The following is a 13890-nucleotide window of genomic DNA, read 5'->3' as shown; positions in this document are numbered from 1 at the left end:
CCGGTGCCATGCGATCCACCGGGCCCGGCCTGAACGCCGGTGGCGTCGAGGACCGGGCGGGGTTCCTCAGCCGATCAGTTCGAACCGGGTCACGTCGACCATGCCACGGTCGGTGATCTTCAGCGCGGGAATGACGGGCAGGGCGAGAAACGCCAGTTGCAGGAAGGGCTCGTTCAGCGTGACGCCGAGCGATGTCGCAGCTTGGCGCAGTGTCGCGAGCGATGCGCGAACCGCCTCGAAGGGCGCAAGGCTCATCAGGCCTGCGACCGGCAGGGGCAGTTCGGCCAACACTTGGCCGTCGCGGGCGACGACGAAGCCGCCTTCGATCTCGGACAGGCGGTTGGCGGCCAGCGCCATGTCGTCATAGTCGGTGCCGATGCTGACGATGTTGTGGTGATCGTGGCAGACCGTCGAGGCGATGGCGCCGGCCTTCAGCCCGAAGCCCCTGACGAAGCCGGTGGCGATGTTGCCGTTCTTCCCGTGTCGTTCGATCACCGCGATGCGGACGAGATCGCGGTCGGGATCGGGGCGTTTGTCGCCGTCGACGATCGGCACGGTCGCGTGGAGATGGTCGGTGAGGATCTTGCCTTCGATGATGCCGATCACGTCGGTCGCTTCGCGGTTCGCCGTGCTGCGGAAGTCCGACGCCGAAAGGCGCGGCGCGCGCACCGAGTTGCGGCCGACCGGCGGGATCGCGCCGCGCGCTGCGAACGCCGTGTCCGTGACCCTGACGCCGCCCGCGAACACGGTCTCGACGACGCAGCTCTCGACGTTGGAAAGCGCGACGATGTCGGCTCGCCGGCCCGGCGCGATCTGGCCGCGATCCTTGAGCCCGAACGCTTCCGCCCCGGAAAGGGATGCCGCGCGATAGGCGGCCAGCGGCGGTGTGCCCAGCCGGATCAGTTCGGCGATCATATGGTTGAGATGGCCTTCCTCGGCGATATCGAGCGGGTTCCGGTCGTCGGTGCACAGGCACATATAGGCGGCGGTCGTCAGGCTGAGCAGCGGCTGCAGGGCGTGAAGATCCTTGGAGACGGAGCCCTCGCGAATAAGGACGCGCATTCCCTTCTGCAGCTTCTCGCGTGCCTCCTGCGCGCTCGTCGCCTCGTGCTCGGTGCGAATGCCGGCGGCGGCATAGGCGTTGAGGTCGCGGCCCGTCAGGAGCGGGCAGTGACCGTCGATGTGAGCGTTCTCAAACAGTGCGAGCTTGGCCATCGCGGCGGGATCGCGGTGGATCACGCCGGGATAGTTCATGAACTCGGCCAGACCGATCCCCGACGCGTGGCCCATCACGGAGCGAAGGTCCTCCGCCTCGATCCGCGCGCCCGCGGTCTCCATGTCGGTGGAGGGCACGCAGGACGAGAGCTGCACCCGAATATCCATCAATGTGTGGCGGCTGGCATCCTGGAAGTAGCGGATGCCGTCGAGCCCGATGACGTTGGCGATCTCGTGCGGGTCGCAGATGGCCGTCGTCACGCCCAGCGGCGTGACGCAGCGGTCGAACTCGAAGGGCGTGACGAGGGAGGATTCGATATGCAGATGCGTGTCGATGAAGCCGGGCACCAGCGTCAGCCCGCTCAGGTCGACGATCGCGCGGCCGTCATAGTCGGCGCCGATGCCGACAATGGTCTCGCCGCAGATCGCGACGTCCCCGGTGATCCGCGTGTCGGTCACCAGATCCCAGACCGTGCCGCCGCGAAGGACGAGATCGGCCGGTTCGTCCCCGCGCGCCTGCGCGATGCGCGTTTGCAGATCACCCATTGCCCCGTATTCCTTTGCGATTGCCGGCCGTGCCTACCCTATCGCGTTCCCGCCCCGCGGTGGCAAGCCGGCACCCGGAGGGCCAGTGCGGATCGTCGCTTGCGCCGTCGCCGCTTCGTCCGGCTTTCCCGGCCGATGCACCGGCCGCTCCGTTTCGTCGGATCAGTTCCCGGCACCGGGTCGACCGGACACGAGGTCCGGTAGGAAACGCCTTTCGGCAAGGCCGAGACACGCCTTGCCGAAACCGCAAGCCCCGTCCGGCAAACCGCGAACCGTCCCCGAAACGCGCGAACGCCGGCCGCCCGACCGCACCGTTTGCCGGACCGACATGAAACCGTGAAGAAACGGGGTTGCGTTAAAACCCGCGAACCCATTATGAGGGGAGCTGGAGAGGTGGCCGAGTGGTCGAAGGCGCTCCCCTGCTAAGGGAGTATACCGGAAACGGTATCGAGGGTTCGAATCCCTTCTTCTCCGCCAGATCCTAAGCGTCTGATTACGCAAGCCTTGCATATTCGCGCTTCAAGACTTTCACAAAGGCTTGCGACATGCCGTCCGACTCCGGGCTTGCGAGCCGGCGTGAAGAGTTGCTCGAGGCCGAGGGCCGTCACGGTGTCGGCGGTATCTGCCGCGACGTAGCGATCTTCCGTTGTCCGACAGCCACTCGACCGGAGGGGGCGTGTTCGTTCCGCCAAACCGCCTTTCGACCGCGGCGACCGTGAGGTCCCGGACCATCCTGCCGGAGACGTCGGCGATCGCGAATTCCGAATCCGCTGTTACGCTGACATAAGTTCGTCAGCGAACTCCACTGGGCTTACGTAAGCAGGCAAGGGTCCGGGTTTGCCGAGCAGATATCCTTGCCCCTTGTTCACGCCGAGTGTCTGAAGCACCTTGAGTTCGGCCGACGTTTCAATACCCTCGGCGACGACTGAGGCACCTGTTTCGCGGGCGAAATAGATCATGGCCGTGGTCAAGGCCCGTCGGGCTTGGTGAGCATCGATCGATCGGATCAGACTCATGTCGAGCTTGATGATGTCGGGCGCGATCTGAACGATATGTTGCAGACCCGAGTAACCAGCGCCGGCGTCATCGATTGCGATCTTCACACCCGCCTTCCGCAGTGGGGCAAGAGCGGAATGTAACAACGCATAATCGGCGACATGAGCGTGCTCCGTCAGCTCCAGAATTGTTCGATGAAGCTGTTTGCCGTCCAGCACCTCCGCCAATCTCCCGCTTACGATCGTCTGCGGCGAGGCGTTCACGGACATATCTACGTCGTTTGGAAGAAGCGAAAATGCTTCGACTGCCGACCGAATGACCGCCAGTTCCAACTCGATACCAAGGCCGCTATCGAAGGCATCCTGAAACCATTTGTCGGGAGAACGGTAGGGCTGGGGTCCAAACCGGGTGAGCGCCTCGACCGCGCTCATCTCCATGGTCAGCAAGTTCACGATCGGCTGGAAGACGACTTGGTAGTCTTTTTCCAGCAGCACGCTTTCGGTTCCTGCACGGCTGCTACGTGTTGCTCGTAGCTCCTCGATTTCCTTGTTCACCTGTTTGGCGGCGATGCCCCCGAAAACACGCATCGTTTCGAGATCACGCTCGTTCAGTGTTGGAATGGCGCGCGGACTGAGGCAACAAAACATGCCGTAGGGCGCACCGTTCGCGAGATGAATCGGAATGCTGACATGCGAGCCGATCGGGACGGCCCGCGTGATGGGCAGCGATTCGGCCAAGGGTTCCTTCGACGTGTCGGGAATGAGTTGCGGGAGGCGACCTGCCAGGATGTGATTGCAGTACACGTCATCGAGCGACTGAGAATCTCCGACCTTGATGAGATGTTCGAGGCCCGGTGCATCGACACGACGAAAGTGGGCCCGTCCCTCGACGAACTCCGAGATATACGCAACCTCCATTCCAAGATGGTTGCGAATTGCAGTGAGGGCCTCCTGCATCACGTCCACATCGTCTGTGTTCGCCGATGCGAGGACGTCGATGGTCGAGTAAAGGTTTTCCATAAGGCAAGTCCCGTTTCCGCTGTTCCCCGATAGACCATCCGACCTCTTAAATTCCGATTGAAGGCATCGGCAGACCGCGGCCGGATGATCCGGCCGCGTCATTTGTGGTCAGTTGAACGTATGAAGCGCTAGCTTCAAGCTGCCATCGTCCTGACGCTGAAAAACATGAGTACCGATGCCGCCAATGTCGGCCCCATCGCCACCCTTAGCGGCCCACCGAGCGGCTGCCGTGATTTCTTCGCCGTGCTCTATAACCTTTATGATCTCCAACGTGTGTCCGGTAACGCCGCTGTCGAACAGTGCCGCGAAAAATTCCTGAACAGCCTGCGGGCCCTCGACTACGGTATGAGTCGGCGGAAGGAAGATCGCATCATCGGAATAATGGGATGCAAGTTTTTCTGCATCACCACTATTGAAGTCTTCGTTCCACTGGTCGTAAGCAGCTTTCACATCTTCCGCAGCGTCCGCTAACGCAGATGATGAAAGGCCGAAGGCAAAAACAGTCGCAGAAAGAAGTAGGCAAAAAGATCTCATCGCGACCTCCCGTTGCGTCGTTTCGTTAGACTGGCAACGCTACCCCCTGCCGTCGAGGGCTGTCGATCGGTGCATAAGGATCTACCCGATTGATACGGTCGGTGGCACCATCACGGGGACATGCCATCCATGCGGCCGCGATACCTTGCTCGATCTCGACAGAATGACGCCTGACGGACATTCGCCGGCCCTGCGTCGCAAGAAAGCCGCGATGCGCCCGGTGCGGAGAACCCGGCAGATTGATATGGATGGGGGGGAGATTGCATATTGTGAGCGGTTTATCCGTTAACCCCAAATGGGGACTGACCCCGGCGAAGAGCGAACGAACTTGCCATAACCTTACGGATAGGCAACTCTTATCTGACCCAACGTCAAAGGAGCGGGACGCAATGAAGCGTGTCATCATTCTATGCGCTGCCATGTTCGCAGTTTCCGGTTGTCAGCAGACCATGCGAACCACAGAGCCAGCAGCCGGTCAGCTGAAAACAGGACAAACAGTTCTCGTTGACGACGGATCCTGCCCCGCTGGCCAAGTCAAGCAGGTGACAGGATCTGTGCCGGGTGTACCGCGCCAGAAGGCTTGCGTCGCGCGCCCTGCTTGACCGCGAAGCTTAAGGTTTTGTTGCGCCCATCGCGGACATTCAGACCGGTTTTCATGCCATCCGAAAGCGGTCGTCTTTGCGGCGCCGATACGGTTGCATGTGACATTTCACTCGCGTTTGGAAGCCGCTGATCGGAGGAGTGGCGACCAGGCGATCACGAACGAAGATGCGCTTTTCGCGTCTTCGGACTCGGTCAGGTTTGCTATCAAAGGACTTTACCGAACCAGGCTATGTTGAATATTTCGATCCTCCGGGAAGCGCGAGCCTTCCCTCAGGCGACGAGTTCAAGGACGACGTCCCCGGCACGTTTCGCCGGTTGGATCGAAGCGCAGCCTTGATCGGTATTGCTGCGGAGCCAATCGAGAAACGCAACGGTCAGCTCGCGCCGCAGGCAGGCAGCCTCAGCCGGGGCCGAGCACAAGGCGACGACGACGCAGGGTCTTGCGCCTGCAGTGGTTGCGAGAGTGAAGTCGAGCGTTGCGCCAACCTCTGCAAGGTTCTGCGTTTTGCCGAGCGCGACCTTCTCGTCCCACCACGCCGCAACCTCGGCCATCGAGCGCGTGCTCTCGAAGGTCAATTCGAACCTTGTTGTAACCGAGCGGGCCTCCTGCGGCTGGACAATGACGCAATCCTCGAAGAACCGCCCGTTGGGGATCAGAACCGTCCGCACGGCCTTGCAGCCGAGGTTCGGGAAATCCTCGCTTTCCTCGATGCTCGTCATGAAGAGGCCGGCCTTCTTCAGTGTTCCCCGGACCGAACCGATCTCGATCAGATCGCCGACCGCCATCGTCTGGCTTGCTCTGCGCACGATCCCCCCGAAAAGCCCGGCGATCATCTCCTTCGTTGCCATGACGAAAGCCATGGCAAGGGCGGTCGCCGAGTAGACGAGCGACTGGACGAGATCGGCGCTGGCATAGGCCGCGAGAAGGCCGAGGAGAGAGAACGTTGCGCCCCGGAGGACCCGCCGCGTTGCGAGATGCGGGACGCCGCTGAACAACGGTGCCAGTTTCCTCAGGTAACTTCGCGCCATCGTGCGTTCCGGCAGGGTGTGAATAACATCGTCTGTGCTTCGTGCGTACTGCATGTTGGTCGAACCAAATCGAGCGCCCGTTCGAAGGGGCACTTCCAGCCTCGTTTCGTGCAGTTCTAGCAAGGCGCGGTTTTCGTCATGATGGCTCGAAGATGTCGCTCCCGTTTCAGCCGGAAATATCTCGAGCCTCGTCAGCAAAGGCACTTTCGACGAAAGGATTGCAGCATTTTAGCGCAGCGAGCCTGGACGAAATATTCGTGAAACACATGGTTCATGTCGCGAACGACGGCGGAAACAGTTCGCCGCTAGGAAACCTCCAACGCCGCAGGTTGCGGATCGCAGGAGAAGTTCCATGCACCGGAAGAACACGGATAAGGGATCGGCGGTCGAAGCGCGCGTCGGCTCGGGGCCGCGGGTCGCCCGCCGGCTGGCCGTGCTGCTCGACCGTTTCGGCATACTCGCCGAGTTCGACATATCGAGTGCCACGTCAAGCGGTCGAAGTGCCGAAAGTCCGCAGCGTCGGCGTTTGGCGTCGGTACGGCCCAACCTCGATGAATTCGATTACGAATTCTACCGCGGTATCCAACGCACGATTCGCGAAAAGACAAGCGCCGTGGCGCCCTAGTGAAGCGTTCGCGCGTCGGTTCGCTTGAGGTCCGATGATGATCGGGGAAAGCTGCATCTCTTCCTGTAGCGCCCGGATGCGAAGCATGTATAAATCGTAACACTTACGTTGTGGGACGCGCGGGCCCTTAGGTCATCAAATGGCGGGTGATTTTCTTGAACTGATCGATGCGCCTTCCGGTGCCGCCTCTTCCGTAGCGGCAAAGCCCTGGAAGATCGCGATCATCGACGATGACGAGGCTGTCCACGAAGGGACGAGCTTCGCCCTGAAGCATTTCGAGTTCGAGCATCGGCCGATGGCCCTCATCGGCGCGCGCTCGGCCGCGGACGGTTACGCGCTCCTTGCCGATCATCCCGATACGGCCGTCGTCCTGCTCGACGTCGTCATGGAGAACGACAGCGCGGGCCTTGATCTCGCCCGCAAGATCCGCTCGGACCTCGGCAATGAATTCGTGCGCATTATTCTCCGAACCGGCCATCCCGGCGAAGTGCCGGAGCATCGGATCGTCCTCGACTACGACATCAACGACTACAAGGCGAAGACCGAGCTCACCGCCGAAAAGCTTTACATCTCGATCACCGCCGCGCTGCGCAGCTTCGAACAGCTGAAACGTCTCGACGAGACCCGGCATGGCCTCGAACTCATCGTCGACGGCGCGGACGCCCTCTTCGACGACCGCTCGCTGCGCACGCTCGCGCACGGCATCCTCATTCAGTTGAACACGCTTCTTGCGATCGACTGCTCGGGCATTCTTGTGTTGCGCGAGGCGGCGAACGGCAGCCATAGCGTTCTTGCGAGCACTGGGAGCTTCGCGGACAGGCTCGCCGAGCTCGACTTCGAGGGCTTATTCACGAAAGCAGGCTCGATAAGGCATCCGCTCCATGTGGACACGCTCACCCAGCTCTTCGTGCGCACTGGCGGTGGCGCGGAAATCCTCGTCCTTCTGGACAGCGCTGCAGCGTTGACGCAGACACAGATCGATCTCGTCTCCGTGTTTTCGTCCAAGCTTGCGATCGCCATCGACAACGCTCGTCTTTACGACGAACTGCGCATCGCCAATGCCGATCTGGAAGACCGTGTCGCCGAACGTACTGCGGACCTTGCCGCCGCCAACGAGCGGCTGGACGCCCAGGCAGGCCTCCTGCGGCGGGTCAACGCCTTCAAGAACGAGATCCTAGGCACGGTCGCGCACGATCTGAAGAACCCGCTCGCCGTGATCTTGGGGCGCGGCGAAATGCTGTCCTCGATCGCAAAGACGATCCCCGAGCCGAAGGCGACCATGATCCTCACCCAGGTCGAGAACATCCGGACGGCGGCCCAGCGGATGATCCGGATCGTCGACGTTTCCATGGCCGATGCCCTCGCGGACGCTCTCGATATTACGCTCGATCGCCGCAGGACCGATCTGGCGGCGATCATCAGGAATGCCGCGAGCCTGGCAGCAACGCTCTGCGAAGAGAAGGACCAGAGACTCGATACCAGCCTGCCGCAGCGTCTGGCTGTCATCTGCGATCCCGACCGCATGGCGGAAGCGGTCGAGAACCTTCTGTCAAATGCGGTGAAATATGCGCCCGTCGGCGGGCGTATACTCGTCACGCTCGCTGCGAGCGAATTCGAGGCCGTCATTCGGGTGGACGATACCGGTCCTGGCCTTACGCAGGAGGATGCGATGCGCGTCTTCGGCAGGTTCCAGCGGCTTTCCGCGCAGCCGACGGCCGGAGAGGCTTCGACCGGTCTCGGACTGTCGATCGTCCGGCGCATCGTCGAACTGCACGGTGGTAGCGTTGGCGTCGTCGAGAATGGCGAACTCGGCGGCGCGTCCTTCTCGATCACCTTGCCTCTGGTGCCGGAACGGACCCGTCGATGAACCAACCTTCCATTTTCGTCGTCGATGACGACGCGCAGACCCGTGCCATGATCGCGGACTATCTCGTCATGAACGGGTTCTGCGTTAGCGACTACGACGGCGCGGTCGCGCTTCGGGTCGCGCTGGCCGAGGCCTCGCCCGACCTGATCGTCCTCGATCTCAACATGCCGGGCGAGGATGGCCTGTCTCTCGTACGTTTTCTCAAAAGCGAGACGACGATCCCGGTCGTCATGCTGACGGCGACCGCCAGCCTGATCGATCGTGTGGTGGGTCTTGAACTCGGGGCGGACGACTACCTCGCCAAACCGTGCGAACTGCGCGAACTTCTCGCGCGCATTCGCGCTGTGATGCGCCGGAGTGCGATGCAGAAAGGACTATCGGCGGAAACCGCCGGCCACGTCAGCGAGGAACGGCGGGAGGTCCGATTTGGGACGAAGTGGCTGGATCTCGACGCCCAGACCCTGCGCGACGAGGGCGGACCGGAGATGCAGCTGGTCCAGAGCGAGTTCAGCCTTCTCAAGGCGTTCGCGGAAAACCCGCGGCGCGTCCTTTCCCGAGAACGACTTCTCGATCTTGCGAGCGCCCGTGACAGCGATCCGTTCGATCGCGCGATCGACGTCAGGATCACACGCATCCGCAAGAAGGTCGAGCCGGATCCTGCTCATCCGACCATCATCCGGACGGTCCGTGGTGCCGGCTATCTCTTTTCGCCTGACGGCTGACGGCAGCGACCGACGAAATGATGAAGAAACACGAGCGTGACAAAGCTTCGGAAACCCGCGCGACGGCGGCTGATCGGACCGCGCCCTGTTCCGAAAGTACTTGAGTTGACCCACCCTTTCGAGACCGCGACCCAAGCCAGCGATCATCTGGTCTCTTCCGACAGACCGGCTTCGAGAGGCGGGTTGTGGGCTCTTTCGATCGAGCATCGAATCTATCTCGTCGGCGCGGTGCCGATCATCGTCGCCGTCCTGATCGGCATTGTTTCGCTCTACCTTCTCGACCGGGCCGACACGGCAAGGCGCGGTGCCCATACGGTGGCAACGGTCTTCCGTCACGTGGTCACCGGGATGAATGAGCGTGACGCCTTCATCGCCGCGGTACCGGAGCGCCGCGACAGCCACCTGCGGCTCGCACTGTCGGCGATCGACGCAGCGACCGATGGCGTCGACACGCTCGACAAGGCCTCCAGTGAAGAGGCTTCGACGGGCGGTACGGACGCGACGCTCGGCGGCCTCGAGCGCTATCGGGCTCAGATGACGGACCTCGCTCCTGCCATCCGCAGGAGCGATGCGTTGCTCGAGGACATGGACAAACGGCTCGCCTCGTTCCTGACCCTGACCGACGAGGCCCGCCAGCGCCAGCACGCATCGAATGTCGACATTGTGGAGTCCTTGCGCGAACGCGACGCCATTCTGAGCGAGAGCCAGGAACGGTTGGCCGACGCCCATAGGACCCGCTCCTCCATCGTTGACTTCGCGTTGGAAGGCCGAGCCGATGCAGGGGCGGAGAGCTTTTCCGTCGCGCGGATCGGCAATGCCGTCGATGCTATGACGTCCGGGCTTTCGACTCTCCCCGCCTCGGAAAGGGCCGCTTTCGAGACGGCGGTCGGCCGCTTTCTGGAAAATGGAGAGACCGGCGATGCGCTTGCCTTCATCGATCGTCGCATCAAGATCGATGGCACCCTGGCCCGCTCCCTCCAGAACGAGGTCGGCGAACTCCTGACCTATACGGTCGAGGCGCACGAGACCGAGCAGGCGACGCAGAACGTCGCCGTTGAGACGGTGAAGCTGGCGGGACGGACGCGGGAAGCGGTTGAACATCGAGACCTCGACGCTCTCGATAGCGTGCAGGCAGACAGCGACGCGCTGGGCGAACGGATCGCCGACCTACCGATCTCCCCCCTGATCCAGACCGAGATGCTCGACGCCCTCGATCGCTGGCGCCAAGGTCTGGAAAAAGCGCGAGCCGCGCTTGCCGACCAGGAACAGGCGATCTCCGCCATGAACATCACGGCGAACGCACTCGTGCTGGAGGTCGCAAATCTCAATTCCGATCTTTCCTCGCGCGCCGACAGAATCGGAACCACCGCGCGCAGAACGCTTGTCCTGGGTGCCGGTATCGCCCTGTTCTTTGCCGCCTTCTTCGGATTGATCGTCGGGCGTTCGATCACCCGGCCCCTCAAGACGCTCGAAGCGGGCATGCTCGACCGTGCCGAGAGCCGGGAAAATCTGCCTCTCCCTGGTGCTTCGCGCCGTGACGAGATCGGTCTGATGACCCGGGCGACCAATCAGTTTCTCGACGAGATCAAGAAGCGGGAGGCCGCCCTTCGTGCGGCTAAGACGAAGACCGAGGATGCCCTCGAACGGCTCCAGCGGACCCAGAGCGAGTTGATCCAAAGCGAGAAGCTCGCCTCCCTCGGCCAGTTGGTCGCGGGCGTCGCCCATGAGATCAACACGCCCCTCGGCGTTGCGTTGACCACCACTTCCGTCCTGAAGGACGAGGTTCGCAAGTTCGGTGATGCCGCGACCCAAGGTCAGGTCACGAAGCAATCCTTCGAGATATTCATCGACAGGGTCGGCGACGGGATGCGATTGACCGTCGCCAATCTCGAACGTGCGGCGAGGCTGGTGGCGAGCTTCAAGCAGGTCTCGACGGACCAGACGAACGACGAGCTCCGCCGCGTCCGCCTTGCAGCCTTCCTCGACGAGGTGTTCACGAGTCTCGGACCTCTGGGTCGCAAGGGCGGCCACCGAGTGGAGGTCCGTTGTCCCGACCTTATCGAGCTCGATACCTATCCCGGCGCCCTCGCGCAGGTGCTCACCAACCTTCTGACAAACGCCTATGCGCACGGGTTCGGCGATCGCAAGAGCGGCCATGTGCAGGTCTCGGTCGAGTCCCGCAAAGGCGGCGGCGTTTCGATCGCCTTCGCCGATGACGGCGCGGGCATCGAGCCTGCCGTACGTCGGCGCATCTTCGACCCCTTCGTCACCACCGGCCGCGCCAAGGGCTCGACCGGGCTCGGCCTCCACATCGTCCACAATATCGTCACCGGCATTCTCGGCGGGCGGATCGACGTCGAAAGCGAACGCGGGAAAGGAACCTGCATCGAGATCGATCTCCCCGCCGCTCCGCCGACACGCGAACCGCAAAAGGACTTGAACAGATGATCACGTTCCGCCGTCTGATAACCTCATTCCTCCTCGCTGCCGGTCTTGGTACCGGGCTCGCGATGGGCGCCGAGGCGAAGACGCTCGTCTTCTGCTCCGAGGGGAGCCCGGAGACGATCTCCCCGCCGCTCGCGATCACGGGAACGGCCATGGACGCCGCGCGGCCGATGTTCAACAATCTCGTCGAGTTCGCCCGGGGCAGCACCGAGCTCAGGCCCGCGCTCGCCGAAAGCTGGACAATCTCGGAAGACGGGCTCGGCTACACTTTCAAGCTTCGGCCCGGCGTGAGGTTTCATTCGAACGAGGCCTTTACGCCGAGCCGCAACTTCGATGCCAGCGACGTCGTCTTTTCCCTCGCGCGCCAATGGAAGGAGGATCATCCATTCCACGCGGTCGGCGGCGGCCAGTTCGACTATTTCGTCGACATGGGAATGCCCGACCTCATCGCCGGCATCGAGGCGGTCGACGCCATGACGGTCAGGATTACGCTGACGAGGCCGGAAGCACCGTTCCTCGCGGATCTTGCCCTTCCGTTCAACGCGATCCTTTCAGCCGAATACGCCGATGCGATGCTGGCAGCAGGTACGCCGGAGAAGCTCGACCTGGAACCAATCGGAACCGGTCCATTCGCCTTTGCGGATTTTCGCAAGAACATCGCGATCCGCTACCGGGCCTTCGACGCCTACTGGCGCGGTCGCCAGCCGATCGATACGCTCGTCTTCTCGATTACTCCGACGCCGGCGGCCCGCATGACGAAGCTGACGGCGGGAGAATGCCACGTTTCTGCATTTCCCTCGCCAGGCGATGTGGCGGAGATCAAACGCGATCCGAACCTCAGGCTGATGTCCCTCAGCGGCTTCAACATCGGCTATCTGGCCATGAACACCGAACGCCCGCCCTTCGACGATGTCCGTGTCCGCCGCGCCCTCAATCTCGCCATCGACCGCAAGGCGATCCTTGACGAGATCTTCGCCGGAACGGGGATGGCCGCGAAGAACCCCCTGCCGCCGGTTCTATGGGCCTATGACGACACGGTCGCGGATATTCCCTATGATCCGGGCGAAGCGCGACGTCTTTTCGAGGAAGCCGGAATCAACGAGGGTCTCGAGGCCGATCTGTGGTACATGCCGGTTAACCGGCCCTACAATCCGAACGGGCGTAGAATGGCCGAGATGATCGCGGCGGACCTCGAACCGCTCGGCGTCCGTCTCGATCTCAAGACCGCCGACTGGGACATCTACCGTCAAACGCTTCAGGACGGCGAGACGACGCTCTCGCTCTACGGGTGGACCGGCGACAACGGCGATCCAGACAATTTCATGCACACGCTCCTCAGCTGCACCGCGGCCCGGAAAGGCGGCAACAACATCGCCCGATGGTGCGACCGCTCGTTCGAAAATCTCGTGACCGAGGCGAAGGTCTCCGCCGACCAGAGCGAGCGCAAGCGCCTCTACGACGAGGCCCAGGCCGTCTTTCGCGATCAGCTTCCCTGGGTTCCGATCGCCCATTCGGTGTTCCTTGCCGCAACGCGCGCGGAAGTGAAGAACTTCGTGATGGATCCGCTCGGCTACTATCAGTTCGAGGGGGTCGACCTCGAATGAAAACAAGCAAGGGCGATCCGTCTCACCCGTTGATCGACGGGAAAGTCGCGTTCGTCAGCGGCGCTCTTCCCTACGTGCATCGGCAACCTCGCCCCGTCATTCGACCTGCCGCAGGGCACCGTAGTCCTTATCATGTCCGCAGATTGAGATTGACGGCCATATCTACGAAGGCCGCCGCTTCCGGTTTCGCCTCGGCCCGAAAGCGCGCTTACAAGATCTCGTCGATGGTCGCGGAGAGCAGGCTTCCTGCCACTCGGATTGTTGCGAGCGTAATCGGAAGCTTGAAGCGTCTGGGCCCGGCGCTGCCGGGATTCAGGTACAGAACGCCATTGACGGTCTCGGTGCCGGGGCGATGGGAATGACCTGAAATCACAACGTCATACCCTTGGTCGGCGGTATCGAACGCAAGATCGTTTCGGTCGTGAATGATGAAGAAGCGTCGACCGAAGAGTTCGACTGATGCCGTTTCGGCAAAATCCTTCGCCCAGTCCGCATGATCGATATTGCCGCGAATCGCCGTCACCGGCGCTATCTCGGACAGACGTGGAATGATGTCCCGCTTGCCGATGTCGCCCGCATGAATGATGTACGACACGCCTTGGAGCATCTTGATGGCTTCGGGGCGCAACAGGCCATGCGTATCCGAGATGATCCCTATAGTGGATGCTTCGCTCATCGTGCTCGA

11 protein-coding genes, 1 tRNA gene and 1 pseudogene are annotated in these 13890 nt (G+C 62.1%); 7 read left to right on the top strand and 6 right to left on the bottom strand.

Translation table 11 applies throughout. The annotated features are described in order from the left end of the window. Positions 1 to 66: 66 nt before the first annotated feature. On the bottom strand, positions 67 to 1761 hold the full coding sequence (gene ade, locus U0C82_RS13560) for an adenine deaminase (protein ID WP_322187697.1): 1695 nt from the start codon (positions 1759 to 1761) through the stop codon (positions 67 to 69). Between the two features lie 387 nt (positions 1762 to 2148). On the opposite strand from ade, the gene U0C82_RS13555 reads away from it, so the two are divergent. Further along, positions 2149 to 2238: transfer RNA gene (locus U0C82_RS13555), tRNA-Ser, on the top strand. Positions 2239 to 2257: 19 nt separating this feature from the next. Here the strand turns inward: U0C82_RS13555 and U0C82_RS13550 are convergent. The 3 genes and pseudogenes from U0C82_RS13550 to U0C82_RS13540 all read right to left on the bottom strand — a co-directional run. Continuing rightward, positions 2258 to 2511 (bottom strand): annotated as a pseudogene (locus U0C82_RS13550) (IS3 family transposase); the annotation flags it as partial. A gap of 23 nt (positions 2512 to 2534) precedes the next feature. Beyond that, positions 2535 to 3776 (bottom strand): sensor domain-containing phosphodiesterase, encoded by a 1242-nt coding sequence (locus U0C82_RS13545; protein ID WP_322187696.1) that lies wholly within the window; start codon positions 3774 to 3776, stop codon positions 2535 to 2537. A 108-nt stretch (positions 3777 to 3884) separates the two neighbouring features. Further along, positions 3885 to 4310: a YybH family protein gene (locus U0C82_RS13540; RefSeq protein ID WP_322187695.1), complete on the bottom strand. Its 426-nt coding sequence runs from the start codon at positions 4308 to 4310 to the stop codon at positions 3885 to 3887. Positions 4311 to 4558: 248 nt separating this feature from the next. On the opposite strand from U0C82_RS13540, the gene U0C82_RS13535 reads away from it, so the two are divergent. After that, complete coding sequence (locus tag U0C82_RS13535) at positions 4559 to 4912, top strand: DUF6719 family protein (protein ID WP_322187694.1); 354 nt, start codon at positions 4559 to 4561, stop codon at positions 4910 to 4912. Positions 4913 to 5183: 271 nt separating this feature from the next. On the opposite strand, the gene U0C82_RS13530 is transcribed toward U0C82_RS13535, so the two are convergent. After that, positions 5184 to 5942 carry a mechanosensitive ion channel domain-containing protein gene (locus tag U0C82_RS13530; protein WP_322187693.1) on the bottom strand — a complete coding sequence of 253 codons (759 nt, stop codon included), beginning with the start codon at positions 5940 to 5942 and terminating at the stop codon, positions 5184 to 5186. A gap of 352 nt (positions 5943 to 6294) precedes the next feature. Here U0C82_RS13530 and U0C82_RS13525 point away from each other — a divergent pair, with 352 nt between their 5' ends. The 5 genes from U0C82_RS13525 (at position 6295) to U0C82_RS13505 (ending at position 13205) form a co-directional block, all read left to right on the top strand. Then, the gene (locus tag U0C82_RS13525; RefSeq protein ID WP_322187692.1) at positions 6295 to 6567 is read left to right on the top strand and encodes a hypothetical protein; all 273 of its coding nucleotides are present in this window, start codon (positions 6295 to 6297) and stop codon (positions 6565 to 6567) included. Positions 6568 to 6706: 139 nt separating this feature from the next. Next, positions 6707 to 8434 carry a sensor histidine kinase gene (locus tag U0C82_RS13520; protein ID WP_322187691.1) on the top strand — a complete coding sequence of 576 codons (1728 nt, stop codon included), beginning with the start codon at positions 6707 to 6709 and terminating at the stop codon, positions 8432 to 8434. Beyond that, entirely contained in the window at positions 8431 to 9156 is a 726-nt protein-coding gene (locus U0C82_RS13515) for a response regulator (protein ID WP_322187690.1), read from the top strand. The genes U0C82_RS13520 and U0C82_RS13515 overlap by 4 nt, the downstream gene beginning before the upstream one ends. A gap of 105 nt (positions 9157 to 9261) precedes the next feature. Then, positions 9262 to 11604 (top strand): sensor histidine kinase, encoded by a 2343-nt coding sequence (locus U0C82_RS13510; RefSeq protein WP_322187689.1) that lies wholly within the window; start codon positions 9262 to 9264, stop codon positions 11602 to 11604. Next, on the top strand, positions 11601 to 13205 hold the full coding sequence (locus U0C82_RS13505; RefSeq protein ID WP_322187688.1) for an ABC transporter substrate-binding protein: 1605 nt from the start codon (positions 11601 to 11603) through the stop codon (positions 13203 to 13205). Before U0C82_RS13510 ends, U0C82_RS13505 begins: the two co-directional genes overlap by 4 nt. Positions 13206 to 13413: 208 nt before the next feature. Here the strand turns inward: U0C82_RS13505 and U0C82_RS13500 are convergent, their stop codons facing one another. Continuing rightward, positions 13414 to 13881 (bottom strand): metallophosphoesterase family protein, encoded by a 468-nt coding sequence (locus U0C82_RS13500; RefSeq protein ID WP_322187687.1) that lies wholly within the window; start codon positions 13879 to 13881, stop codon positions 13414 to 13416. Positions 13882 to 13890 lie beyond the last annotated feature (9 nt).

This window comes from Fulvimarina uroteuthidis (genome assembly GCF_034321785.1).
Classification (GTDB): Bacteria; Pseudomonadota; Alphaproteobacteria; order Rhizobiales; family Rhizobiaceae; genus Fulvimarina; species Fulvimarina uroteuthidis.
Note: the sequence above shows the minus strand (reverse complement) of the source record. Positions and strands in the feature narration are given on the sequence as shown.